This is a genomic window from Flagellimonas alvinocaridis (assembly GCF_004916895.1).
Classification (GTDB): Bacteria; Bacteroidota; Bacteroidia; order Flavobacteriales; family Flavobacteriaceae; genus Flagellimonas; species Flagellimonas alvinocaridis.
The window spans coordinates 389,303-412,791 of the sequence record NZ_SNTZ01000003.1 but is presented as its reverse complement, the minus strand read 5'-3'; the positions used below and the strand labels follow the sequence as shown (position 1 = coordinate 412,791).

Here is a 23,489-nt window from a genome sequence, read left to right as displayed (position 1 = left end):
CTTTTTAAGGATATACAAGCAGTTTTCCCGTCCCTACATTCAATTTAACATAACGTTAACATTGGATGGTTTTGGCAGCCTTTACAATCACCCCTACAATTGCTTAACTTTGAATAGGTTGCCAAGAAAAAGATTATGGTTTTCAAGAACACAAATATTGAAGAAAGTCTCCTTAAGGTCCGTAACAGACAGGTAAAAGAACTTCAGATTTTGGAAGAAGTCCAAGAAATTTTATGGAAAGATACCCAGAAGGAAGAGAAAATTGCCCATGAACTTGCCTCAAAAAATCCAAGCGTTCAAAACCCCTTTGTTTTTGACGAATTGGAAGCTGATAAAATTTATCACATAGATCATATCAAACAAATCTGTATTGATTACCGACTTCGTTTTCTGGACAGCTCATATTTCAAAGGAGCTTTTCCTTCCAGCACCATAGCTAGAATTAAATCGCTGGAAAGACTACATCAAATTGATATAAAAGGGTATAAGGTAATGGCGCCTTCCAAACTTTTTAAACTAGAGGACAAGGACGACCCCCTACTCTTTGCTCCCATTGGTAATGGGTATTATTATTTGGTGGATAAATGGGGAAACGACCTGCATCCTTTCCGAAAATTATTGGTTTGGCCCTTCAAGAATATGGTCAATTTGACTCTTTTTGTGGTCTTGATTAGTTATTTGGTAACCCTTATGGTGCCCGAAGGTCTTTTTTCCAAAAAGAATACAACTGCAGAGTTTTGGATCATCTTCTTTTTTATGTTCAAATGTATTGCCTCCGTGGTTATTTTTTACGGTTTTGCCTTGGGCAAAAACTTCAACCCCGCTATTTGGAACAGTAAGTATTTCAATGCCTAGGCTGTAACGGAGTACATTTTTTCCCGTTGTTCTTTAATGGCCTTATCAGACATATAGTCGTCAAAAGTCAGATAACGGTCAATGGTGCCCTTTGGAGTAAGCTCAATAATCCTGTTTGCAACGGTATGCACAAATTCATGGTCATGGGTGGTAAGCAATACCGTTCCTTTAAAGTTTTTCAAGGAATTGTTGAATGCCGTAATACTTTCCAAATCCAAGTGGTTGGTGGGCTCATCCAAAAGCAATACGTTGGCACGAATCATCATCATGCGGCTCAACATACAACGCACCTTTTCACCTCCTGAAAGCACAGTACATTTCTTAAGGGCTTCTTCACCACTGAAGAGCATTTTACCCAAAAATCCACGAATATAGACTTCTTCTCGTTCTTCTTCGGTCTTGGCCCATTGGCGTAACCAATCCACCAAATTGATGTCTTCCTTGAAATAATCTGAATTATCGGCTGGTAAATAGGACTGGGTTGTAGTAACCCCCCATTGATGAGAACCACTACTTGCCTTAATCTTTCCTGAAATGATATCATAGAACGCTGTAGTGGCCCTGGAATCTTTGGACAAGATGGCCACCTTGTCCCCTTTTGCCAAGTTGATGTTCACATCCTGAAACAGCAAATCCCCATCCTCTGAGGTTGCCGAAAGCTTCTCAACATTTAGGATTTGGTCTCCAGCCTCACGCTCCCTGTCAAAGATGATGGCGGGATACCTTCTGCTAGATGGTTTGATGTCTTCTACCTTTAGTTTGTCCAACATCTTTTTACGTGAAGTGGCCTGTTTGCTCTTGGCTACGTTGGCACTAAAGCGCTGGATAAACTCCTGCAATTCCTTGGCCTTCTCCTCTGCTTTCTTGTTCTGTTGGGCGCGTTGGCGAGCAGCTAACTGACTGCTTTCATACCAAAAGGTGTAGTTTCCTGAAAAAAGATTGATTTTTCCAAAGTCTATATCTGCAATACTGGTACAAACGGCATCCAAAAAGTGCCTGTCGTGCGAAACCACTATCACGGTATTGTCATAATTTGCCAAGAAATTCTCCAACCAGTTAATGGTCTCGTAGTCCAAATCATTGGTAGGCTCATCCATAATCAGCACATCGGGGTTACCAAATAGTGCTTGGGCCAAAAGCACCCGCACCTTTAATTTGGAATCCATGTCTGCCATAGCGGTGTAATGTAGCTCCTCCGATATCCCTAAATTGGACAAAAGTGCTGCCGCATCACTATCGGCGTTCCAGCCGTTCATTTCTTCGAACTGTACTTGCAACTCGCCTATTTTCTCTGCATTTTCATCTGTATAATCGGCATACAGAGCATCTATCTCCTTTTTGATCTTGTAGAGGGGTTTGTTTCCCATAACCACAGATTCCAAAACAGGGAACTCATCGTAGGCATTATGGTTTTGTTCCAAAATGGACATACGCTTACCAGGTTCCAGATGCACATGCCCCGAAGTAGCATCCAACTGCCCTGACAATATTTTTAAAAAGGTAGACTTCCCGGCACCGTTGGCGCCTATAATACCATAGCAATTTCCATGGGTGAACGTGACATTTACCTCATCGAACAATACGCGCTTTCCAAATTGAACAGATAAATTGGATACTGATAACATGCAACTATTTATTTTTTTGCAAAAGTAGCTAAAACCTCCCCTTATTTCTAAATTTAAGCACACTTTCTTAAACCTCACAAAAACAGGGTTTTACAACATTTAACTCGCCATTAACAGAGTGGACCTGCGGGGATTCTTAATTTTGTCTGTAAATGTTTGGTTCGCAATATATGGTTAGATTATTACTCGGCCTTACCTTATTGTCTTTTCTAGCATGCGGGAAAAATTCCTCGGATTGTGCCGCTGTGTTCTTTGGCGGTGAAATTGTAAATCCTACCAGTGACTTTGTAGTACTCTACCATAATGATACTTATGTTGACTCGGTAAAGTTGGATGACAACAACCGCTTTTCCTTCAACCTTGAGGGCATAGAAGAGGGATTGTACCATTTTGACCATACTCCAGAACTTCAATATGTGTACCTACAAGGCGGTGACAGTCTTCTCATCCGATTGAACACTTTGGAGTTTGATGAATCTCTGGTCTTTTCCGGTAAAGGAAGTGAAATCAATAACTTTTTGATTGAAATGTTCCTGGCCTATGAAAATGAAGAACCTTTGGTCTACGACTACTACTCGCTAGACCCCGATGCATTCAACCAAAAAATTGACTCCTTGAAGGCCACCAAGATTTCCCATTTAAAAGAATTGGAAACGGACCACGGACAGTTTACGGGCAAAGAATTGGCCATGGCCAAAGCATCCATTGACTATAATAGTTATCTGTATAGGGAGAAATATCCGTTTTACCATAAAAAAAGAACCGGAGAGGAGACCATACACGACCTAAGTACTTCATTTTATGAATATCGCAACCACATTGACCTGAACAATAAGGACCTTACCTATTTTAGGCCCTATTTTGATTTTATGAAATGGCATTTGGGCAATGTATCCTACATGAGCTGTATGGAAAATTGCCATACGGGAAAACTTCCCATAAGTGACCGTTTACACTTTAACAAACACAAACTTCACCTTGTGGATAGCTTGGTAAAGGAAAATGAGCTTAGAGACATTCTTTTTAGAAACATAGCCGTGGATTACCTGTTGAAGGAGCACAATCCCAGTGAAGAAAGTCAAGCTTTTATAGAAAAGTTCCGTACACTATCTTCAAGCGATGACCATAAAAAGGAGATCGATCAATTATATGCGGGCATAAAAAGCCTTCAACCCGAAAATAGCCTGCCAAATATAGAGGTTAAGGATTCGGACAACAACGTGGTTTATTTGAAAGATGTGGTCAACAAAAAGAAAACCACCGTTTTCTATTTTTGGACCGCTGACCAGAAAGGGCATTTCAAAAATATTACACAACACATTGCCCAGCTTGAAAAAAAACATCCTGAGTATACCTTTATTGGCATCAACTTAAAGACCAGCTATCCGCAATGGATAAGCATGATGGAGGAATTTCATTTGGACAAGAGCAAACAGTTCCACGGCGAGGATTTTAAGGAAATACAAATGGCCATGATCGTGGACGGACTCAATAAATGTATTATTACAAAAGACACGGTAATTGTCAATGCCTTTGGCAATCTGTATGCCTCCTTCTAATAAAAAAAAAGCCTTGGTTAACCAAGGCTCATTCTTAATTTTCTTTTCTCCTTTACTTATGAATTTCCCTTTCGATAATCGGCCAAGAATTTTTCAAGTCCAATATCGGTAAGTGGGTGTTTCAACAATCCTGTGATGGATGACAAAGGTCCGGTCATGACATCCGCACCGATCTTTGCACAATCAATTACGTGCATGGTGTGACGGATGGATGCGGCCAAAATTTGGGTTTCAAACCCATAGTTGTCAAAAATCAACCTGATTTCAGAAATAAGGTTCAACCCATCGGTGGAGATATCATCCAACCGACCCAAAAAGGGAGAAACATAGGTAGCTCCAGCTTTGGCGGCCAATAAAGCCTGTCCTGGTGAGAATACCAACGTGCAATTAGTACGGATACCTTTATCTGAAAAATATTTCAATGCCTTTACACCATCTTCGATCATAGGCACCTTTACCACAATTTGCTCATGTAGTTCCGCCAATTCCTCGCCCTCTTTCACCATGGCCTCAAATTCGGTAGCCACAACTTCAGCAGACACATCGCCATCCACGATATTGCAGATATCCACATAATGTTTTAAAATATTGTTCTTTCCAGTGATTCCTTCTTTGGCCATCAAGGATGGATTGGTGGTAACCCCGTCAAGGACACCCAATTGTTGTGCTTCCTTAATTTGATCAAGATTGGCAGTATCAATAAAAAACTTCATTCCTTTAGTTTATAAGTGATTAGTATGAGGTATAAAACTACAATTTATAATGGTTGAGCAATAGTTTTTCGTAGAGTTTATCCGGTAAAATATTCTTAAGGACCAGAGAAAACTTTTGCATAAAAGCACCTACCGGATTATGTACTTTGGGTCGTTTTTGGTTGATGATCTTGTACACCGCCTCTGCCACTTTAATGGGATCTCCGGCACTGTTCACATCATCGTTTATGGAATCTACGGTCTGTGCATATTTATCCTCATACGGAGAACCTTGCAAAACCGGAGCATGGTACCTTCCCGCCGCTATATTGGTAGCAAAATCCCCGGGGGCCACATTGGTAATGCTAATGCCAAAATCCTTGGTCTCCATGCGCAAAGCTTCGGTAATCAAGCCCAAAGCACCTTTGGTGGCCGAATAAAACCCGCGGAACGGCAAGCCCATATACCCTGCGATGGAGGTCACATTTATGATAGCTCCCCCACCCTGCTGGCGCATTTGTGGCAATACCGCTTTCATCACATGGACAGGTCCGTGAAAATTGGTATCAAAAACATCCAATATTTCTTCATGGGGGGTTTCCTCAATGGGACCGGTAATACCTTTTCCGGCATTGTTGATCAATACATCCAAACGCCCTTCTTTGGAAACAACCTCGGAAACAGCTCTTTGGATGCTCTCCACATCCTTTACATCCAATTGGATAAGTTCAAAAGCATCAAAATCTGGATGGTTGTGCGGGTTCCGGGTGGTTCCGTAAACTTTATAGCCTTTGGAGGTCAAGAAAGTTCCAATGGCCTTGCCTATGCCAGAGGAGCCGCCGGTGATCAAAATAACTTTTCTATCCATGGCCATCTGAGTTTAGGGAACAAAAAAAGGCAAGCTACCTACATCGCACCGCTACGACCACATACCCTTGCTGCGTTCCCGCCCTGGGGGATTCTGCAGGAGCTGGTCGTGTAGGACTTGCCTGTGCAAATATACGACCTTTTAAAATTTGCCACAATCCTATTTCATTCTTAATTTCGAAGTGTAAGCATTTATGCCATGAAACATGCATTTAAGACTATGATCAAATTAGCTTCCATTTTTGGGTTTTTACTGTTCTTCCTAGGTTGTGGAGGAGAAAACGATCCTTCCAAACTTTTTTCCATTCAACTGGAGAACAACAATGTACAACAACATCAAAAGATAGGTGTCGCCATTAAAAACAAAAAAGATGTCGAAATCTCCAGTGTCAAATATTTTATGGATGGGCAAGAACTTCCTTTGGAAAACAACCAACTTACCATGAATGCAAAAACTTTGGGAAACAAAACGCTTGTGGCCCAAATTGAAATTGAAGGACAAACCGTAGAAATCAAGGAAGATTTTCGATTGTTGGCCGCCAAAGCTCCTGAAATATACACCTATGAAATTGTGAATACTTATCCCCACGACCCTAAGGCTTACACCCAAGGCTTGGAGTTCCACAATGGTACACTTTATGAAAGTACGGGAAAAAAAGGGGCTTCCACTGTCAGAAAAGTGGATTTTGAAACTGGTGAAGTGATACAAAACATAGATTTGGACAATACCGTCTTCGGCGAAGGCATTACCCTTCTCAATGACAAGTTGTACCAACTCACTTGGCAAAGTGGTCTCGGTTATGTTTACAACGCCTCCAACTTGGAAAAAATTAGAAACTTCTCCTACGGCAAGAGCCGTGAAGGTTGGGGACTCTGCAATGATGGCAAAAAGCTCTTCAAAAGCGACGGCACAGAAAAAATTTGGTTTTTAGACCCTGAATCCCTTGAGGAAGTGGGCCATATTGAAACCGCAACCAATAAATCCATTTTCAACAAGGCCAACGAACTGGAATACGTGAACGGGAAAATCTATGCCAACGTCTATCAAAAGGAAAGCATGATGATCATTGATGCTGCCTCAGGGGCCATTGAGGGCGTGATCAACTTTGGTGGACTCAAGAGCAAAATCCAAAAAGGTCCTAACTGGGACGATACCAACTCTGTGCTCAATGGAGTAGCCTACCATAAGGACAGGGGCACTTTTTTTGTGACCGGAAAAAATTGGGACAAACTCTTTGAGGTGAACATCCTTAAAAAAGATTGATGAAGACCTATACCGAAGTCTTAAATGTATCCCCAGAAGACCTTGATGACCTTGACCATGTCAACAATGTGCGCTACGTGGAATGGATTCAGGATATTTCCAAGAAGCACTGGGAAAAGGTTGCCCCACAAGCCATGCGCAACGAAATGGCCTGGGTGGTTCGCAACCACAACATCAACTACCTAAAATCCGCCGTATTGGGAGATACGCTTCAAGTTTCTACCTATATAAAGAACAATACTGGCCCATTGTCCGTACGTGTTGTGGAAATCAAAAACAATAAAACAGGTCAACTTTTAGTTAATGCCCATACAGAGTGGTGTCTTTTGGATGCGAGGACGTTTCGTCCCAAACGCGTTCCCGAGGCCATCAACAACCTATTTCTATAGTGGACCGTTGGCACATAAACCTTGTTTCTGCCATGGCAGGGATTTTCCTTGTTGTGATGGGAGCATCGTGCCGAAAGGATTTTGACTACACTCCCAGCACTGGCCAGTTAACATTTTCCAAGGATACCGTTTTTCTGGACACCGTTTTTACCAACATCGGAAGCAGTACTTATACCTTAAAGGTATACAACCCCACCAACAATGACATTTTAATCCCCTATGTGGGATTGGAAACCGGGCAGAGCAGCAGTTATCGCCTCAATGTGGATGGCATGGCAGGAAAGGAGTTCGACAATGTACCCCTACTGGCCAAGGACAGCCTTTTTGTCTTCATAGAGACCACTTTTGACATCACACCGACCACTACCAACGAATTTTTGTATGCCGAAAGCCTCATATTTGGAAATGGTACTTCAAACCAAAAAGTGGAATTGGTCACTTTGGTAAAGGATGCCGTTTTTTTATATCCCACCACCCATTCGGATGGTACCAAGGAAAGATTGGTCTTGGGCCAGGATGAAACGGGGAATGACATTACTGTGGAAGGTTTCTACCTAGAACCTGACCAGCTCAATTTTACCCAAGAAAAACCTTATGTAATCTATGGCTATGCTGCCGTTCCCGAAGGGAACACGCTCACCATGCAGCCCGGAACACGGGTTCACTTTCATAACCGCTCCGGAATTTTGGTAGATGCAGGGGCATCCATCCACATCAATGGTGCATTGAGTGAAAATCAAGAAACACTTGAAAATGAGGTCATCTTTGAGGGCGATCGCCTGGAGCCCAGCTTTGAAGATGCCCCGGGGCAATGGGGTACAGTTTGGATTAGGGAAGGCAGCAACAACAATATAATAACACACCTAACCTTAAAAAATGCCACAGTGGGGCTACGGGTCGATGGTGATACTGTTTTGGACTCCCCCACCCTTACTTTGCGCAATACCCAAATCTATAATAGTCAAGAATATAATCTTTGGGCCACAGCAGCCCATATCAATGCGGAAAATACGGTATTGGGCAACGCAGGAACTTCATCCTTGTCTATTGACTTGGGTGGAAAGTACAATTTTGTGCACTGCACCTTGGCCAATTTTTGGCCACATAGCTTCAGGAACGGGACCGCACTGTACCTTTCCAATTTTTCTGGCGACATCACCAACAATTTGCAGAATGCCAACTTTGCCAATTGCATCATAGCTGGGAGTTTATCCAAGGAACTGGCCTTACTGCAAGACCCAAATGCCAATTTTAACTTTACCTTTTCCTACTGTTTGCTACAGTTTAACGATAACAATGGTCAGTTTGGAGAAAATCCACTCTACAATTTTGACAATACGGCCCTTTACCGTAACATAGTGTTGAACCAAGAACCAAGCTTTGTCAACCCATCTAAAAACCAAATGACCATTCATGAGGGCTCTGCAGCCATAGACCTTGCCGACACCAATGTTTCTCTTTCTGTTCCAATGGATCTTTTAGGAACGGATAGAACCCAGAATCCAGACATTGGCGCCTACGAATTTTCATCCAACAACTAGATTTTTAACTGTTTATTGGGAAAAATGTAGGAAAATAAACCTTTTTCAAGGGAAACCCCTAGTTTTTTTAAGGGAAAACTTTAATGAGTTTATTTGGCACGTTAGTAACTTGCAATCAGCATTTTGCATATGGATTATACCTACACCATAATAGATTCCAGCGCCTCTTCCAAGCTCCAATTGCAGCTCTATCTGCAGGAGTATGAAGATTTTACTTGCGCAGGGGTGGCCACCAGTGCTTCGGAAGGATTGGACATTATTTTAAAGTTCACTCCAGACGTGGTACTCGTTAATTTGGCCGAAGATGGTTTGGAGTATTTTCAAATGGTAACGGAACTCAACCAGTACATGCCCAGCTTGCCCATCATTATTGGGTATGCCACTACCAAAAAGTATGCATACAATGCCATTAAGAGTGGCTTTTTCGACTATTGGATACTGCCTCATAATGAATTTGATGTTAGAAAGACCATTATGAGGCTTCGCAAATTACATCCCAAGCACAACATCCCATCCACCATTTGTCTTAAGTCCTATAATGATTATAGATACTTGGACACCAAGGACATTCTATATCTAAAATCGGACAACAACGCCACGGATTTCTTTATGAGGGATGGCAATGTGGTCAGTGCCTTTAAAACCCTAAAGTCCTTTGAGGATGTATTACCTACGGGCTTTGTTCGGATTCATCAGAGCTATATCCTTAACAGCCGGTATGTTTCCCGTATAAATTATGGCAAGTCCATGTGCACCCTTAAAAATGGGCAGGACGAACTCCCCTTCTCCAAAACCTACAAAGGCAAGATTGATGCCCTTAAGGAAATGCTCTCCAAAACTGCAGTAGGAGAGTTAAATTGATCAAATTCTAGCGGATTTAAGTAAAATTCTAGCAGAATCCCTACAGATTCTAAATACCTACTACAATTCTACGCGTCTCCATATTAGGTCGATAATTTGGCGGTATAAACCTATTTATTAAACCATAAACCTAATATTATGAAAAAATTACTTTCTATTGCTGCGATTGCCCTTTTGACCACTGGATTATTCTCTTGTGAAGCGGAAACCGATGTACAGGATACTGAAGCCATGGTAAAGAACCTTAGCGTTGACTCAGATGAGAATGCTACTGATGGAAAACAATCCGATCCAGACCCAAGAGGAGGAAGTAACTAATTTTTGTATTTCCCTGATAATCCGTAGTTTTAAGTCGTGAAAAAAATGTTCCGCCTCCTAATAGGTGCCACAATACTTTGTGCTCTTGTTACGCATGACCAAGACGGTTCCCAGACCAATGGGACAAAAATAGAATCTGCTTGGTTGGACAATGGCAACAGCACGATTTCGGTGCCTGATCATGGAAACCGAAGTAGTATAAAATACCATCTGTCCGGGTTCAGGTCCAGCGCAGATGATCGAAAACTATAAGGATCAACCAACATACGATATAGCCCCAACCTCAATCATGGTATGGGGCTTTTTTGTTACCTTGTATGGGGTATTTTTGTAACAAAACCTACTTTGTCTTGAAAATTAAGTATTTACTTCCCATTATGGGGCTTGTTCTTTGGAGCTGTTCCCAGAAAACTCCAAAAAATAGGAGCACCGTTGACCAGAGAAGTGAGTCCATTAAGCAATGGATCGCTTTTGCCCGTGATAGCGCTCATTTGTCCTTGGAGGAACGCAAACAATTTTTACAAAATGCCCAACAGGTCGTATCTACTTTAAAGAACGATACTTTAACCATAAACCACCTTTCCAACATTTCCTTGGCCTACATGAGTCTTCCCGATTCTTTGGAGTTTAGAAAGACCAACAAGCAAGTCTTGGAATTGGCCAAAAAAGAGAAACAATATACTGCGTTGGGAAACTCCCATTGGGATATGGCTGATTTTTTTCAATCGCACGGAAGTTTGGACAGTGCCTTCTACCATTATCAAAATGCATTAAAAACTTTCGAAAACCTGCCTATAGATTCCACTTCAAACTCAATGAAAGGAAGAATGTTGTACAGCATGGGCCGCATTCAAGATTCCTACAAGGATTATCTGGGAGCCGAAACAAGTGTTACCAGTGCCATAAAATATTTTAGTGAGTTAAAGGATGAGAGAAGGCTGTACTTTTGTTATAATCTATTGGGAATCATTGCCAGCGGTATGGACAACAGCGACAAATCCTTGGAATATTTTCAAAGGGCCAACACCTACATCAACCAGATGGAGAGCGCAGATCGTATAAAATATACCGAACAGAACCAAAACAACATAGCCCACGAATTTTTAAAGAAAGAAGATTACCGGCGCGCCAAGATAGCCTTTGGCGATTTGTTGAGGAGCAAGGATATTTTCACCCGAAATCCAGAGCTATACTCCATGTCCCTTTCCAGTCAGGCTTATGCCATTTATAAGGATGAAAAGAACTTGGACTCGGCAAAAGAATTATTGTCACGAGCCATCAAAATCAACGACAGTATAGAGTATACTTTTGATCAGCCAAGAGCCAAACAATTTTATGCCGAAATTTTGGCAGATCAGGGAGATACGGCAAACGCACTCCTCTATGCGAAGGAATCTCGCAATATGGCCAAAGAAAACTATAATAATGATCGTCTTCTAGAAGTACTCCGTCTGCTCACCAAACTGGATAGCAACAATGCTGCATCCTACTCCGACGAGTATTATGACCTTAATGAGGCCCAAAAAGAAGAGGAGCGCACCAAGCGGGACAAGTTTGCGCGTATTCGTATGGAAACCGACGAGATCATTCAAGAAAACGAGGTTCTTACCCGCGAAAAAGAGCTCTGGGCCGCATTTGCTCTGATTTTTATAGGATTAGGTACGGCCGGACTTGTTATTGTAAACCAGCAAATCCGAAACAACAAATTAAAGAACAAGCAAAAGCAGCACGAAAGCAACCAGGAAATCTACAACCTCTTACTTTCCCAGCAGGGTAAAATCGAGGAAGGAAAGCAAATGGAGCAAAAACGAATCTCGGAGGAACTACATGATGGTGTTTTGGGTGAGATGTTGGGTATTCGTTTAATTCTCAGCGGCCTTAACGAAAAAGAAGATGGGGATTCCGTGGAAAAACGTGCAGAGTTCCTTGAACGATTGCGTGATGTGGAAGAGGAAATCCGCACCATTTCGCACGAACTCAACCATGCGGCCTATGAAAAATTTCATAATTTTATTGTGTCCTTGGAGGGCTTCTTTGAAAACTTGGAACAGTCCTCTGGCATTGTATGCTCTTTTACCTATGATAACGAGGTAAACTGGGATGGGCTGTTGGGTGACATCAAGATAAATGCCATCCGAATTGTCCAAGAAGCGCTTAAAAACTGCGTTACCCATGCCAAGTGCAAAACAGCCAGTGTCGCCTTGGATGTGCAGGGCAATAAACTCAAGATTGTCATTGCAGATGACGGAGTTGGTTTTGACACCAAGAGAAATAGAAGGGGAATTGGTCTTAGAAACATTGCCTCAAGGGTAAAAAAGTTAAAAGGAACCTTGGATATAGAAAGCAGTAAGGGCAAGGGAACCACAATAGTGGCCACAATTCCCTGTAAATACACAGAAACTGTTCCCCGCAAGGGAGATTCAGATCAAAGAGAAACTATTAATGCCTAAATCTTACATAGTAAAGCAGAACATATGAGCACACTTAGAATATTGGCCATAGACGATCATGAAATGACGATGTTGGGGTATAAATATATCCTGGAGCGTATTGAGTTCGAAGGCTATGAAATCATTATTGTGGATACTGCCACCACGTTTGCCGCAGGAAAAAAATTGATCGAGGATTCCGTGAATTCCTTTAAGTATGATGTACTGTTGTTAGACGTACAACTATATGCCCCCAATGAGGAACAGCCCCAGACCGGGGAAGAACTTGGAATTTTGGCCCGAAAGCTGGTGCCAGACACCAAAATAGCATTTATGTCCTCCTTTAGCGATAATTTCAGGATCAACAGCATTTTAAAGACCGTTGATCCCGATGGCTATTTAGTAAAGACAGACATTGATCCAAAAACCTTGGAAGATGCGGTAAAGACCATTGTATTGAATCCACCTTATTATTCCTCCAAAGCGCTATCTGCCATACGGAAAAAAATGTCCAACGACATTGAAATAGACGAAAAAGACCGACAGATTTTATACCACCTTTCCAAAGGAACCAAAAATAAAGATCTGGAGAAATTTATCCGGTTGTCACCATCCTCCATAGAGAACCGAAAAAGACACATGAAAACACTTTTTGGCACAGAGAACGAAAATGATCTGGCCTTGATCCTGGCCGCAAAAAACAGGGGGTTTATTTAACGTATCCTTTCCCTAATTTTCGAAATAGTAAGAAATAGTAAATAGTTTTTCCGGTTTATGACCTAAAAACCCTACAAACTAAAGAAAACCCATAGAATTTTTATGGGTTTCCTTTACTCTTAAAAAAAAGATTCATCCTAACTTTAAGGGTAAAGAAAAATTAGATAGCAGCCACATGTCATTACAAAAAAAAACCAATCTAAATTTCCATCATTATGGCCCAAGGGTATTTGAGGTCGCATATGGGTTGGATGAGTTTCTGAAAGTTCTGGAAAGAAACTTTTTTGCAGAAGCCAAAGTTCAGTGCACTTATCATACTGAAAGCAAAAAAACCGATATGGTTTTGGGATTGGACCTTAATTTTGGCATAACGGAAAGTCTACACCATTTTAATAAGGGAACTTGGGGAGGTATGACATTTTCAGAAGACAACCACGTTGTTTCGAATGAATTTAAAACCGCTCTGGAGCATTTGAATGAAAAAAACATTCATTGCATAGACATTGCTGAAATCTCATTTCACTTTAAGGATACTTCTGTCATAATCTCCAGACTCTACGAACACAGTATTGCCGAGCAATTGGGAGATATCCTCCTAAGAATCAGTGAGCATTTTGTATACCTTACCAAGGGTCTTACCCAAATGCCCTATGAAGTCTTTGTTCCCGTTTTTGAGGACAAATCCCAACGTACTGAGGAATTTTTGCAGGACCACAACGGATATTTTGATTACTGGGGACTCTATTTCGAAAGTGAAAAACAGCACCAAGTAATGGTATATTCCCTTGAGGAGAGAAGGCTCAACCATGAAGACCTTTTCCTTTTGGAATAGCTCAAAATAATCTACCGGAACTAAATACTAAGCCACAAGAAATTAACCATTGAACAAAGGTCGAGACTTCATAAGCTCATTGACCTTTTTGCGCACTTGTTCAATTCCTTTCTCATCTTCTGGGTTCATGAGCACTTGGTCTATGAATTCCACAATGGTTTCCATATCATCTTCTTTGAGTCCCCTTGTTGTGATTGCCGGGGTCCCAAAACGTATACCAGAAGTAATAAAAGGAGATTGGTCATCAAAAGGCACCATGTTCTTATTGGCTGTGATTGCAGCCAACTCAAGAACCTTTTCAGCATCTTTTCCTGTAATGTTCTTGTTCCTTAAGTCGATGAGCATCATATGGTTGTCGGTTCCTCCAGAGATTACTTTGTAATCCCGTTTCATAAAGGCCTTGGCCATAACATCCGCATTTTTCTTTACCTGCAGCATATAGTGTAGGAAATCATCGGAAAGAGCTTCCCCAAAGGCTACGGCCTTTGCAGCGATAATATGCTCCAATGGACCTCCTTGATTGCCTGGAAAAACGGCCAAATCCAATAAAGCCGACATTTTTCTTAGGTTGCCATTCTTTAGTTTAATACCAAAGGGATTGTCAAAATTTTTCCCCATTAAAATAAGACCCCCTCTTGGCCCTCTTAGGGTTTTATGGGTTGTTGTTGTAACAATATGGCAATGAGGAACGGGATCGTTCATGATACCCTTGGCTATCAATCCTGCTGGGTGGGAAATGTCTGCCATTAAAATGGCCCCAACACTGTCCGCAATCTCACGGAATTTGGCAAAATCCATATCGCGTGAGTATGCAGAAGCACCCGCAATGATCAATTTGGGCTTTTCCCTTTCGGCCACCTCACTGATTTTGTCATAATTCAAAGTACCTGTTTCTTCGTCTACGCCATAAAAAACCGGACGGTACAGTTTTCCAGAAAAATTTACGGGAGATCCGTGGGTCAAATGTCCTCCGTGGGCCAAATCAAAACCTAAAATTGTGTCCCCAGGATTCAAACAAGCATGATATACCGAGGCATTGGCTTGTGATCCCGAGTGTGGCTGAACATTGGCATATTCTGCACCAAAAAGTTCTTTTGCACGATCAATGGCCAATTGCTCTACTTCATCAACTACTTCACAACCTCCATAATAACGCTTTCCAGGATAGCCTTCGGCGTATTTGTTGGTAAGTACCGACCCTGCGGCTTCCATTACTTGGGGGCTAGTAAAGTTTTCGGAGGCAATCAATTCAATTCCCTCAATTTGTCTTTCCCTTTCCTGTGCTATCAGGTCAAAAATCTTCTGGTCTCTTTGCATTTGGCGATTAAATTTAACAAGGGTCAAAATTACGAATTGCTTACCTAATTATCCCAAAAAAAACGATTCTGTGTTTGATTTTATCAAACAGAAATCAACAATTTTATGATTTTTACAACCCATTGAAAAAGAGTTACTTAAAAGGATTTTATCCGATTTATACTACCGTTCATCCTTTTTCGTTAATAGATTGTGGGTTTTTGGCACAGCTGTTGAAAACAATTCTGTAACCCATAAATTCAAAACCTATGAAAAAAATTTTACTCCTTTCAATATCGGTTTTCATTGTCGCCTGCAGTGGTGTCAAAAAAACCCAAGAGGCCTTGAATAGTGGAAATTATGTGGCCGCTATGAACAAAGCCATAAAGAACCTTGCAGAAAACAAGACTAAAAAGGGCAATCAGCAATACATCCTGCTCTTGGAAGATGCCTTTGCCAAAAACACCCAAAGGGAACAGGCAGAGATTTCCTTTCTTCAAAATGATGGTAACCCTGCAAATCTGGAAGCCATTTACAACAAGTATTTGCAATTAAAGGAAATACAGCAACGTATACGACCTTTAATGCCTCTAACTATTTATGATGAGGGACGGGATGCCCGTTTCAGTTTTGTGAACTACGATTCCAAAATTCTAAATACCAAAGATGATCTTTCGGAGCATCTGTACAACAACGCCTTAAACTTATTGTCCGATGCCCGGACAAAGGCAGATTACAGAGCTGCATATGATGACCTTAAGTATCTACAGGAAATAAATCCCGGATATAAAGCCACAATAGCCAAAATGGATGAAGCGTACAACAAAGGCTTGGAGTTCGTTAGAGTTGAGATTGCCAATCAAACCGAACAAATCATCCCAGAGCGATTGGAAAAAGAGCTTTTGGACTTCAATGCTTTCGGTATCGATAATTTTTGGTTGCAATACCATACCAATCCCTTATCCGATGTGACCTATGATTATGCCATGAACCTAGATTTCATGGAAATCAATGTTTCCCCGGAGCGTGTCAACGAGACACAAATCATCAAGGAAAGACAGATCAAGGATGGCTGGGAATATCTCCTGGACAGGAACGGAGATGTAGTAAAGGATAGTTTGGGCAATAAAATAAAGGTAGACAAAATGCGAACCGTTACCTGTAAGTTTTTTCAATTTACGCAAAGTAAGAGTGCTCAAATTGGCGCAAAGGTGAGTTTTACTGACTTAAGAAATGGGCAGGAAATCAATGCCTATCCCCTATCCAGCCAATTTATTTTTGAACATATTTTTGCCAACTTTCAAGGAGACAAAAGAGCATTGGAAGATGACCTTTTGGTGTATTTAAATGCACGGGAGGTACCTTTCCCTTCCAATGAACAAATGGTATACGATGCCGGAGAGGACCTTAAAGCACGTTTAAAAGGTATTGTCTCCAAACATCAGTTCAATTAAAAAAAAGCCCCGCTTTGCGGGGCTTTTTTATATGTAATCTTCAACGTTGATATCAGTAATCGCTCCATGTGAAGTATGGAAAGTCACTTCTCCATCCTTAATAATCAATAATTGAGGTGATTCGTGTCTTACGTGAAAGCTATCAGCAATAGCGTTGGAAATGTCCCTATGGGCATGGATATCCAAAAAATAAAGGTCGCATCTGCCTTCCCATTCATAAGAACCTTTAAACATACGCCATGTCATTCCGCTAATACCGCAGGTAGTGGAATGTTTAAAAATAAGTTGCGTTTTTTCTTGTGAACGCTCTTTCAATTCATCCAACTGCCCCAAGGTTGTCAAAGAAACCCAAGGTGATGTTGTATCCTCATTGGTAGATTTTTCCCGTTTCCCAAATACATTGTCAAATAATCCCATGCTACAAATTTAGAGGATATGTCGAGCAGAACCAAAAACCTTACACCTGACGAAATGTCCTGTGTTTTCAAGGATTTACAGACATTTTGTCCGCACCTGTTGTCTGGTAAGGTTGTTGAAATAGAGCAAACAAAACAAACACTATGAACTTTAACAATTTTACCATAAAATCACAGGAAGCCATCCAAAGGGCCCAGCAATTGGCCCAAGAGCATGGCCATCAACAAATAGAAAATGAGCACCTCTTCAAGGCCATTGCAGAGGTAGATGAAAATGTATTGCCCTTCATTTTAAAAAAGTTGAATGTCAATGCATCCCTCGTCTATCAAATCTTGGACAAGGAGCTTCAGAGTTTTCCAAAAGTATCGGGAAGTGAAATCATGTTGTCTCGAGAAGCTGGAAAAACCTTGAACGAAGCAAGCATAGTTGCCAAAAAAATGGGCGATGAATTTGTCTCTGTGGAGCATCTACTGCTTGCCGTTTTTAAATCGAAAAGCAAAATAGGCCAAATCCTAAAAGACCAAGGGGTTACCGAAAAGGATCTGACCGCGGCCATTGAAGAGTTGCGCAAAGGAGGAAAAGTAACTTCGCAAAGTGCAGAGGACACCTACAATTCTTTGGACAAGTACGCCAAAAACCTCAACCAATTGGCCGACAATGGCAAATTGGACCCTGTCATTGGAAGGGATGAGGAAATTCGTAGAGTGTTGCAAATTTTATCCAGACGCACTAAAAACAACCCTATGCTGGTAGGTGAACCCGGTGTGGGTAAAACAGCCATTGCCGAGGGGCTGGCCCATAGAATTGTGCAAGGTGATGTTCCTGAAAACCTAAAGGATAAAGTGCTTTATTCCCTGGACATGGGGGCGCTTATTGCCGGTGCCAAATATAAAGGTGAGTTTGAGGAGCGATTAAAGGCCGTGATAAAGGAAGTAACCTCATCTGACGGCAATATTGTCCTTTTTATTGATGAAATCCATACCCTGGTGGGTGCGGGTGGCGGACAAGGTGCCATGGATGCGGCAAACATCCTGAAACCTGCCTTGGCTAGGGGAGAATTAAGAGCCATTGGGGCTACCACCTTGGATGAATACCAAAAATATTTTGAGAAGGACAAGGCCTTGGAGCGACGGTTCCAAAAAGTTATGGTTGATGAACCAGACACGGAAAGCGCCATCTCCATTTTGAGGGGTATCAAGGAAAAATACGAGACCCATCACAAGGTACGTATCAAAGATGAAGCGGTCATTGCCGCCGTAGAGCTTTCCCAACGCTACATCACTAATAGATTTTTACCGGATAAGGCCATTGACCTCATGGACGAGGCTGCATCCAAATTGCGTATGGAAATCAATTCCAAACCAGAGGAATTGGATGTGCTGGACCGAAAAATCATGCAATTGGAGATTGAAATTGAGGCCATTAAGCGTGAAAACGATAAGGCAAAATTGCAAACCCTGAATTTGGACTTGGCCAATCTCAAAGAGGAAAGAAACGAAATCTTTGCCCAATGGGAGAGCGAAAAGAGCGTTGTGGACAACATTCAAAAGACCAAGCAGGACATCGAAGATTTCAAATTGGAAGCTGAACGGGCAGAACGCAATGGGGATTATGGCAAAGTAGCAGAGCTTCGGTATGGAAAAATCAAGGAGGCTCAAGAAAAACTGGACGCCCTCCAAGATGAACTGGCCAATCAGCAAAGTGCCGGCACCTTGATCAAAGAAGAGGTGACCAATGAGGATATTGCCGAAGTGGTGGCCAAATGGACCGGCATTCCTGTAACCAAAATGATGCAGAGTGAACGGGAAAAACTCTTGAAATTGGAAGACGTACTCCATCAGCGTGTTGTAGGTCAAGAAGAAGCCATTGTGGCCGTTTCAGACGCCATAAGAAGAAGTAGGGCTGGCTTGCAAGATGCCAAAAAACCCATTGGTTCGTTCCTGTTTTTGGGAAACACCGGAGTAGGAAAGACAGAGTTGGCCAAGACCTTGGCCGCCTATTTATTCGATGACGAGAATGCCATTACGCGAATTGACATGAGCGAATACCAAGAACGACACTCCGTAAGTCGCTTGGTAGGAGCGCCTCCGGGGTATGTAGGTTATGATGAGGGCGGACAGTTAACGGAAGCAGTTAGAAGAAAACCCTATTCCGTTGTTCTGTTGGATGAGATTGAAAAAGCACATCCTGATACCTTCAATATTCTATTGCAGGTTTTGGATGAAGGTAGGTTGACCGACAACAAAGGACGTGTAGCAGACTTTAAGAATTCCATCATTATTATGACCAGTAATATGGGAAGTCAGATCATTCAGGAGAAGTTTGAGGACGCAATGGATGTGGAAAGTGCAGCGGAAGCTGCCAGGGTCGAAGTCATGGGGTTGTTACGCAAGACCATCCGTCCAGAGTTTTTAAATCGAATAGACGACATTATTATGTTCACGCCTTTGAACAAAGCCAACATTAAGGAAATTGTAAGGCTGCAGTTGGAACATCTGAAAAAGATGCTTTCAAAACAGCACATTACCTTAGATGCCACGGAAGAGGCCATCAGTTATCTGGCCGAGAAAGGTTACGACCCACAATTTGGGGCTAGGCCGGTTAAAAGGTTGATTCAAAAAGAAGTATTGAACAACCTATCCAAAGAGTTGTTGGCTGGTAAAATAAAGTCGGATAGTATCGTATTACTGGACTCTTTTGACGATCATTTGGTCTTCAGGAACCAAAATGAATTGGTTGAATAAACCTATTGATATAGAAAACAAAGCCCTTACATTGTTAAAAGTAGGGGCTTTTGCTTTTAAAATACCATACAGTATTTGATTTTTTATATATTAGTTACACCCAACCAAACTGAACCACCATGACCAAAAAAGCAGAACGCACCACTGCGTACATTATTGAGACCGTAGCCCCCATATTCAACAAGTTTGGGTACGTGGGCACTAGCATGAGTGACCTTACCGAGGCCACAGGTCTTACCAAGGGTGCCATTTATGGTAACTTTGAGAATAAGGAGGCGCTTGCCTTATCCGCTTTTGAATACAACCGGAACCATTTATTGGGTGTCATAGATGAGAAACTTGCGGTTGATGGTACTGCTTTGGAAAAACTTTTCTCTTTAATGGCATTCTATCGACAATACGACGTCTTCTCCCTTCCCTTGGGCGGATGTCCGATTCTCAATGTAGGTGTAGATGCGCAAAACAACAATACTCTGTTGGTGGCCGCAGTAAAAGAAACTATAAAGGATATTGAAGGAAAGATTGCGTTGGTCTTGGAAAATGGCGCCAATAAAGGTGAAATACGCTTACCCGTGCCCCCACTCCAATTTGCCAAACAACTTTTCACCATGGTTCAAGGGGCCATTGCCATGAGCACCATGACCCGAGACCGAAAATACCTTATCAACACCATGACCTATTTGGAACATCTGGTGCAGGGAGAAATCAAAAAATAGCCATTTTTGCGCTTAATTACCTCTCACTCTGAATATCCATGTTTTATCCGGGTACTTTCCAGAAAACTTGCTGTCTCTAGCCTTTCGGGCTTCTTGCATAGTGTTGTACCGCTCCAAGTACACATAATTAAATTGGTTGACGCTACGGAAAAAGGATTTTGGCTCCAACCCTTTTTGCTGAAGGGTTTTCATGAAGTTTTCAAAATATTTTTTGGTTCCAAAGACATTGGCTATCAAATAAAACCCAGGCTCCAAGCCATCTGCTTGTGACACCTCCTCATATTTTTCGTTGGGTTCCACCTCAACTTTTTGTGCTTGCACCTTAGCAAGGCTATCTTGTTGCTGTTCCCTCTTTTGTTGAAGTTCCGCCAACTGCGCAGCTTGTATGGAGTCTTTTCTGCGTTGTTCTTCTTGAAGGCGTTTTTGGGCCAACTCTTCTTTCTGTTTTTCCAACAACTGTTGCTCTACGAGTTTTTGTTCCTTTTGCTTCCGCTCTTGTTCCAATCGTTGCTCCGTCCTTTGCTTTTGTTCTTGTTCTAAACGCTGCTGTTCTTCTAGGGCCTCTTTCTTTTTTTGTAATTCCTCCTCTTTTCTTTTAGCAACGGCTATCTCCTCTTCGCTTTTCATATCAGGCATAGGCTCCTCTTCCTCGATTGGTTTTTTATCAAACTTATAGGATAGTAAAATCTCCAAGGTAGAGTCTTCATCAGTTAAAGAGGTATCAGCACCAAACTCCATTAATCCGCCAATGGAAAAGACTCCTCCAAGGGTCACACCCAATCCGGCAGAGGCACCATAAAAACTGTTGTACCCTCCCTGTAACCAAACTTTGGGGGTTGATAGCAGCCCGTTGACCCCAATTTGTGTGTCGCCGTTAGGAACTGACTTCACATACAGCATAGGCCGCACAAAACTATGGCCCCAGTTGGAAAAAATAGACACTGGAACATCGTAATTGATACTTCCTGTAATAGTCTTAAAATTGGAAGTTTCTTCAAAATCACCTTCACCCCCGCCAAATCCAAAAGCATTCTCAAAGGCCAGCCCCAATCCAAACTGATTTGCCTGAAGCCGTATTCCCGGTGAAAATCGCACAATGAAGCCTTCAGCAGTCTCAAGCTGTATTGTATCCATTTGGGAATCGGGAATTACCCGGTCGTCCGCCAAGCTGCGCTGCGAAGCAAATACATTGGTTCCGGCATAAACATCAACCCCCTCATCCACTGAAAACTTATGCACATAATTAAAATGTCCTCCCGTTTGCAGGAAAGTGCCTGTATTATGCTGCAAAAAACCTACAGCCACGGTTGATACTTTATTGATATTGTGGGTATAATTCAAAAAAGTGGTGGTAGGATCCCCATCCAAGGTCTGCCATTGCCAACGCATCCAAACGGAGAGCGAATTTGGCCTGTTCCAATTGGCAGCATAAGTGGCGTTTAAGAAACTGGCATTGAACTGCGTCAGAGTATGCTGCCTAAAATCAGATGGTAATTGGGGTTCTTGGGCCCAACCCAAAGCAGAAATCCATATCACCAAAAGGAAAAGCAAGGTCTTTCGCATACGAGAAAATAAAAATTAAACGTTACTTTTAAAACCAGAACCATAAATAACGAGGGAACTCTTATATCACTACTATGCGGATTATCAAACCTCTAATTGCCCTTGCAATTATTTTAGTTGGAAGTGTCAGCTGCAAAGAAGATACGAAAATTGTGGAAGACCCTGTCATATCCACTTTTTATTTTATCAGACATGCTGAAAAAGACCGGACCGATCCAGACAATCCTGATCCAGAGCTAAATCAAGATGGCTTGGACCGGGCCATAAAATGGGCAGAGGTATTTGATCCCATAGCCATAGATGTCATTTATTCCACCAATTATGAGCGTACTTCCATGACGGCTGCGCCTACTTCGGTTAAAAAAAATGTAGACGTAAAGTATTATGACCCCAACAATATTGATATTGAACAATTTAAATCTGAAAATGAGGGTTTAAATGTTTTGGTGGTTGGGCACAGTAACACAACCCCTGCTTTTGTAAACAAGATGATCGAGGTTGAAAAATATGAACCCATGGACGATACGGACAACAGCAGCCTTTTTATTGTTCGCATCATTGATGGTGTTCCCACCGATTTTAGGTTGAAAATGGATTAATGCTTTTCTACTGCAATATCCGTAAGTTCGATTTTTGAAAGCAGTTCCAGTTCCCCATTGTTGAACCGTTTGCCTATTTCCAAAATGCCCGAATCCTCTTTTTGGGGTTTATAGTTCTCATAATCCACAAACCGGATACCATTTACGTACCGCTCATTGTAGGCCCTTCGGAACCGTTGACCTCCACCATTCACATGAAAGTCATATGCCAAATAATCAGGTTTAAAACTTTCTTTATCAAACCAATACACATAAGTATCATCAAAATCATCCCCTCCTCCTTCTTGATCAAAAGTGACTTTTACTTTGTAATACTCTTTTCCCTTTATGGTTTCTTCGCCTAAAAGCTCTTTGTTAACGGCTTTATCATTTAAACCATAGGGCAATCGGGCAAAGTAATGGACCGAATTTATGGAGTTTGCGTATTTGATGGCCATGGAATCCGGTACCTCAACAAGGGAATCATTAAAGAAGCGTTGAAAACTGTTTCCCTTTTTAATATCCTTTACGGTAACGGAATCCAAGTTAAAGATCCGTACAAAGACCTTTTTCCCATCTTCCTTACTTGCGCTGTACTTCTTATCCCTAAAAATAAATGAGGTATCGTGGTTCTTGTATAACACCCCACCACTGTCGGCTATTGATTTGTCCACAATTTCTTGTACGGATAGTGTTTCTTTTGCTGTCTCCTTGCAAGCAAGAAAAGATAAAAGGATTAGAAAAGTAAAGTATCTATTCATCGTTAGGGTTT

The 23,489-nt window shown here is 41.7% G+C and carries 22 protein-coding genes and 1 other RNA gene; 15 read left to right on the top strand and 8 right to left on the bottom strand.

The window, feature by feature from the left end; all coding sequences use genetic code 11:
* Positions 1-135 precede the first annotated feature (135 nt).
* Entirely contained in the window at positions 136-855 is a 720-nt protein-coding gene (locus EZV76_RS09420) for a hypothetical protein (RefSeq protein WP_136566287.1), read from the top strand.
* Here the strand turns inward: EZV76_RS09420 and EZV76_RS09415 are convergent.
* Complete coding sequence (locus tag EZV76_RS09415) at positions 852-2,480, bottom strand: ABC-F family ATP-binding cassette domain-containing protein (RefSeq protein ID WP_136566286.1); 1,629 nt, start codon at positions 2,478-2,480, stop codon at positions 852-854. The genes EZV76_RS09420 and EZV76_RS09415 overlap by 4 nt on opposite strands.
* Positions 2,481-2,650: 170 nt before the next feature.
* On the opposite strand from EZV76_RS09415, the gene EZV76_RS09410 reads away from it, so the two are divergent.
* On the top strand, positions 2,651-4,039 hold the full coding sequence (locus EZV76_RS09410) for a transaldolase (RefSeq protein WP_236640900.1): 1,389 nt from the start codon (positions 2,651-2,653) through the stop codon (positions 4,037-4,039).
* Positions 4,040-4,095: 56 nt separating this feature from the next.
* On the opposite strand, the gene fsa is transcribed toward EZV76_RS09410, so the two are convergent.
* The 3 genes from fsa to ffs form a co-directional block, all read right to left on the bottom strand.
* Positions 4,096-4,752, bottom strand: a complete 657-nt coding sequence (gene fsa, locus EZV76_RS09405; protein WP_136566284.1) for a fructose-6-phosphate aldolase — start codon at positions 4,750-4,752, stop codon at positions 4,096-4,098.
* A gap of 37 nt (positions 4,753-4,789) precedes the next feature.
* Entirely contained in the window at positions 4,790-5,599 is an 810-nt protein-coding gene (locus EZV76_RS09400; RefSeq protein WP_136566283.1) for an SDR family oxidoreductase, read from the bottom strand.
* Positions 5,600-5,623: 24 nt separating this feature from the next.
* An RNA gene (gene ffs, locus EZV76_RS09395) (signal recognition particle sRNA small type) lies at positions 5,624-5,722 on the bottom strand.
* A gap of 75 nt (positions 5,723-5,797) precedes the next feature.
* On the opposite strand from ffs, the gene EZV76_RS09390 reads away from it, so the two are divergent.
* The 9 genes from EZV76_RS09390 to EZV76_RS09350 all read left to right on the top strand — a co-directional run bounded on the left by EZV76_RS09390 (position 5,798) and on the right by EZV76_RS09350 (position 13,949).
* Positions 5,798-6,862 carry a glutaminyl-peptide cyclotransferase gene (locus EZV76_RS09390; protein ID WP_236640899.1) on the top strand — a complete coding sequence of 355 codons (1,065 nt, stop codon included), beginning with the start codon at positions 5,798-5,800 and terminating at the stop codon, positions 6,860-6,862.
* The gene (locus tag EZV76_RS09385) at positions 6,862-7,251 is read left to right on the top strand and encodes an acyl-CoA thioesterase (RefSeq protein WP_136566282.1); all 390 of its coding nucleotides are present in this window, start codon (positions 6,862-6,864) and stop codon (positions 7,249-7,251) included. The genes EZV76_RS09390 and EZV76_RS09385 overlap by 1 nt, the downstream gene beginning before the upstream one ends.
* Before the next feature lie 32 nt (positions 7,252-7,283).
* Positions 7,284-8,792, top strand: coding sequence for a choice-of-anchor Q domain-containing protein (locus EZV76_RS09380; RefSeq protein ID WP_136566281.1), 1,509 nt, complete (start codon positions 7,284-7,286; stop codon positions 8,790-8,792).
* Positions 8,793-8,921: 129 nt separating this feature from the next.
* On the top strand, positions 8,922-9,653 hold the full coding sequence (locus EZV76_RS09375) for a LytR/AlgR family response regulator transcription factor (RefSeq protein WP_136566280.1): 732 nt from the start codon (positions 8,922-8,924) through the stop codon (positions 9,651-9,653).
* 138 nt (positions 9,654-9,791) lie between these two features.
* A complete protein-coding gene (locus tag EZV76_RS09370; protein ID WP_136566279.1) occupies positions 9,792-9,971 on the top strand; it encodes a hypothetical protein in 180 nt (59 codons plus the stop codon).
* Positions 9,972-10,016: 45 nt separating this feature from the next.
* Positions 10,017-10,223, top strand: a complete 207-nt coding sequence (locus EZV76_RS09365; RefSeq protein ID WP_136566278.1) for a hypothetical protein — start codon at positions 10,017-10,019, stop codon at positions 10,221-10,223.
* A gap of 98 nt (positions 10,224-10,321) precedes the next feature.
* Positions 10,322-12,421, top strand: coding sequence for a tetratricopeptide repeat-containing sensor histidine kinase (locus tag EZV76_RS09360; protein WP_161594398.1), 2,100 nt, complete (start codon positions 10,322-10,324; stop codon positions 12,419-12,421).
* 24 nt (positions 12,422-12,445) lie between these two features.
* Complete coding sequence (locus EZV76_RS09355; protein ID WP_136566276.1) at positions 12,446-13,117, top strand: response regulator; 672 nt, start codon at positions 12,446-12,448, stop codon at positions 13,115-13,117.
* A gap of 175 nt (positions 13,118-13,292) precedes the next feature.
* Positions 13,293-13,949: a hypothetical protein gene (locus tag EZV76_RS09350; protein ID WP_136566275.1), complete on the top strand. Its 657-nt coding sequence runs from the start codon at positions 13,293-13,295 to the stop codon at positions 13,947-13,949.
* 42 nt (positions 13,950-13,991) lie between these two features.
* Here the strand turns inward: EZV76_RS09350 and glyA are convergent, their stop codons facing one another.
* On the bottom strand, positions 13,992-15,266 hold the full coding sequence (glyA, locus tag EZV76_RS09345) for a serine hydroxymethyltransferase (RefSeq protein WP_136566274.1): 1,275 nt from the start codon (positions 15,264-15,266) through the stop codon (positions 13,992-13,994).
* A gap of 248 nt (positions 15,267-15,514) precedes the next feature.
* On the opposite strand from glyA, the gene EZV76_RS09340 reads away from it, so the two are divergent.
* Positions 15,515-16,699 carry a hypothetical protein gene (locus EZV76_RS09340; protein ID WP_136566273.1) on the top strand — a complete coding sequence of 395 codons (1,185 nt, stop codon included), beginning with the start codon at positions 15,515-15,517 and terminating at the stop codon, positions 16,697-16,699.
* A 27-nt stretch (positions 16,700-16,726) separates the two neighbouring features.
* On the opposite strand, the gene ytxJ is transcribed toward EZV76_RS09340, so the two are convergent.
* The gene (gene ytxJ, locus EZV76_RS09335; protein WP_136566272.1) at positions 16,727-17,116 is read right to left on the bottom strand and encodes a bacillithiol system redox-active protein YtxJ; all 390 of its coding nucleotides are present in this window, start codon (positions 17,114-17,116) and stop codon (positions 16,727-16,729) included.
* 143 nt (positions 17,117-17,259) lie between these two features.
* Between ytxJ and clpB the strand changes: the two genes are divergently transcribed.
* Positions 17,260-19,860, top strand: coding sequence for an ATP-dependent chaperone ClpB (gene clpB / locus EZV76_RS09330; RefSeq protein ID WP_136566271.1), 2,601 nt, complete (start codon positions 17,260-17,262; stop codon positions 19,858-19,860).
* A 119-nt stretch (positions 19,861-19,979) separates the two neighbouring features.
* Positions 19,980-20,576: a TetR/AcrR family transcriptional regulator gene (locus tag EZV76_RS09325; protein WP_136566270.1), complete on the top strand. Its 597-nt coding sequence runs from the start codon at positions 19,980-19,982 to the stop codon at positions 20,574-20,576.
* 12 nt (positions 20,577-20,588) lie between these two features.
* On the opposite strand, the gene EZV76_RS09320 is transcribed toward EZV76_RS09325, so the two are convergent.
* Positions 20,589-22,139: a PorP/SprF family type IX secretion system membrane protein gene (locus tag EZV76_RS09320; RefSeq protein WP_136566269.1), complete on the bottom strand. Its 1,551-nt coding sequence runs from the start codon at positions 22,137-22,139 to the stop codon at positions 20,589-20,591.
* A 74-nt stretch (positions 22,140-22,213) separates the two neighbouring features.
* Between EZV76_RS09320 and EZV76_RS09315 the strand changes: the two genes are divergently transcribed.
* Positions 22,214-22,738 carry a histidine phosphatase family protein gene (locus EZV76_RS09315; RefSeq protein ID WP_136566268.1) on the top strand — a complete coding sequence of 175 codons (525 nt, stop codon included), beginning with the start codon at positions 22,214-22,216 and terminating at the stop codon, positions 22,736-22,738.
* Here the strand turns inward: EZV76_RS09315 and EZV76_RS09310 are convergent.
* The gene (locus tag EZV76_RS09310) at positions 22,735-23,478 is read right to left on the bottom strand and encodes a DUF6503 family protein (protein ID WP_136566267.1); all 744 of its coding nucleotides are present in this window, start codon (positions 23,476-23,478) and stop codon (positions 22,735-22,737) included. The genes EZV76_RS09315 and EZV76_RS09310 overlap by 4 nt on opposite strands.
* Positions 23,479-23,489 lie beyond the last annotated feature (11 nt).

Bases quoted from the DNA above. Each gene is read 5' to 3' on its own strand.
- EZV76_RS09390 (WP_236640899.1), top strand. From the start codon at position 5,798: ATGAAACATGCATTTAAGACTATGATCAAATTAGCTTCCATTTTTGGG.
- EZV76_RS09375 (WP_136566280.1), top strand. From the start codon at position 8,922: ATGGATTATACCTACACCATAATAGATTCCAGCGCCTCTTCCAAGCTC.
- clpB (WP_136566271.1), top strand. From the start codon at position 17,260: ATGAACTTTAACAATTTTACCATAAAATCACAGGAAGCCATCCAAAGG.
- ytxJ (WP_136566272.1), bottom strand. From the start codon at position 17,116: ATGGGATTATTTGACAATGTATTTGGGAAACGGGAAAAATCTACCAAT.
- EZV76_RS09325 (WP_136566270.1), top strand. From the start codon at position 19,980: ATGACCAAAAAAGCAGAACGCACCACTGCGTACATTATTGAGACCGTA.
- EZV76_RS09350 (WP_136566275.1), top strand. From the start codon at position 13,293: ATGTCATTACAAAAAAAAACCAATCTAAATTTCCATCATTATGGCCCA.
- EZV76_RS09415 (WP_136566286.1), bottom strand. From the start codon at position 2,480: ATGTTATCAGTATCCAATTTATCTGTTCAATTTGGAAAGCGCGTATTG.
- EZV76_RS09385 (WP_136566282.1), top strand. From the start codon at position 6,862: ATGAAGACCTATACCGAAGTCTTAAATGTATCCCCAGAAGACCTTGAT.
- EZV76_RS09380 (WP_136566281.1), top strand. From the start codon at position 7,284: ATGGCAGGGATTTTCCTTGTTGTGATGGGAGCATCGTGCCGAAAGGAT.
- EZV76_RS09370 (WP_136566279.1), top strand. From the start codon at position 9,792: ATGAAAAAATTACTTTCTATTGCTGCGATTGCCCTTTTGACCACTGGA.
- EZV76_RS09355 (WP_136566276.1), top strand. From the start codon at position 12,446: ATGAGCACACTTAGAATATTGGCCATAGACGATCATGAAATGACGATG.
- EZV76_RS09340 (WP_136566273.1), top strand. From the start codon at position 15,515: ATGAAAAAAATTTTACTCCTTTCAATATCGGTTTTCATTGTCGCCTGC.
- EZV76_RS09315 (WP_136566268.1), top strand. From the start codon at position 22,214: ATGCGGATTATCAAACCTCTAATTGCCCTTGCAATTATTTTAGTTGGA.
- EZV76_RS09420 (WP_136566287.1), top strand. From the start codon at position 136: ATGGTTTTCAAGAACACAAATATTGAAGAAAGTCTCCTTAAGGTCCGT.
- EZV76_RS09310 (WP_136566267.1), bottom strand. From the start codon at position 23,478: ATGAATAGATACTTTACTTTTCTAATCCTTTTATCTTTTCTTGCTTGC.
- EZV76_RS09400 (WP_136566283.1), bottom strand. From the start codon at position 5,599: ATGGATAGAAAAGTTATTTTGATCACCGGCGGCTCCTCTGGCATAGGC.
- fsa (WP_136566284.1), bottom strand. From the start codon at position 4,752: ATGAAGTTTTTTATTGATACTGCCAATCTTGATCAAATTAAGGAAGCA.
- EZV76_RS09320 (WP_136566269.1), bottom strand. From the start codon at position 22,139: ATGCGAAAGACCTTGCTTTTCCTTTTGGTGATATGGATTTCTGCTTTG.
- EZV76_RS09365 (WP_136566278.1), top strand. From the start codon at position 10,017: ATGTTCCGCCTCCTAATAGGTGCCACAATACTTTGTGCTCTTGTTACG.
- glyA (WP_136566274.1), bottom strand. From the start codon at position 15,266: ATGCAAAGAGACCAGAAGATTTTTGACCTGATAGCACAGGAAAGGGAA.
- EZV76_RS09410 (WP_236640900.1), top strand. From the start codon at position 2,651: ATGGTTAGATTATTACTCGGCCTTACCTTATTGTCTTTTCTAGCATGC.